The organism is Nonomuraea sp. NPDC048916 (genome assembly GCF_040649575.1).
In the GTDB taxonomy this organism is placed as follows: Bacteria; Actinomycetota; Actinomycetes; order Streptosporangiales; family Streptosporangiaceae; genus Nonomuraea.
This window is the reverse complement of record NZ_JBEZFS010000145.1, coordinates 1-773: the sequence shown is the minus strand read 5'-3', so window position 1 is coordinate 773 and position 773 is coordinate 1. Positions and strand designations below refer to the sequence as shown.

The window sequence follows — 773 nt, the reverse complement described above, 5'->3', positions numbered from 1 at the left end:
GCTATTACGTACTCTTTCAAGGATGGCTGCTTCTAAGCCAACCTCCTGGTTGTCTCTGCGACTCCACATCCTTTCCCACTTAGCACACGCTTAGGGGCCTTAGTCGATGCTCTGGGCTGTTTCCCTCTCGACCATGGAGCTTATCCCCCACAGTCTCACTGCCGCGCTCTCACTTACCGGCATTCGGAGTTTGGCTAAGGTCAGTAACCCGGTAGGGCCCATCGCCTATCCAGTGCTCTACCTCCGGCAAGAAACACACGACGCTGCACCTAAATGCATTTCGGGGAGAACCAGCTATCACGGAGTTTGATTGGCCTTTCACCCCTAACCACAGGTCATCCCCCAGGTTTTCAACCCTGGTGGGTTCGGTCCTCCACGAAGTCTTACCTCCGCTTCAACCTGCCCATGGCTAGATCACTCCGCTTCGGGTCTAGAGCGTGCAACTCAAACGCCCTATTCGGACTCGCTTTCGCTACGGCTTCCCCACACGGGTTAACCTCGCTACACACCGCTAACTCGCAAGCTCATTCTTCAAAAGGCACGCAGTCACGACTGACAGCACAAGTGCTGCCAGCGACGCTCCCACGGCTTGTAGGCACACGGTTTCAGGTACTATTTCACTCCGCTCCCGCGGTACTTTTCACCATTCCCTCACGGTACTATCCGCGATCGCTGCTGCGCGACGCCCGGCTCGTGACGCTGACGGGCAGCGGCGGGGTGGGCAAGACGCGGCTGGCGCTGGAGGTCTCCGCCCAGTCGCTCGGCGACTTCCC

Annotated in this window: 1 rRNA gene; it reads right to left on the bottom strand. The window is 58.3% G+C overall.

What is annotated here, in order from left to right:
• Positions 1 to 713, bottom strand: a 23S ribosomal RNA gene (locus AB0C16_RS40150); the annotation flags it as partial.
• Positions 714 to 773: the final 60 nt, after the last annotated feature.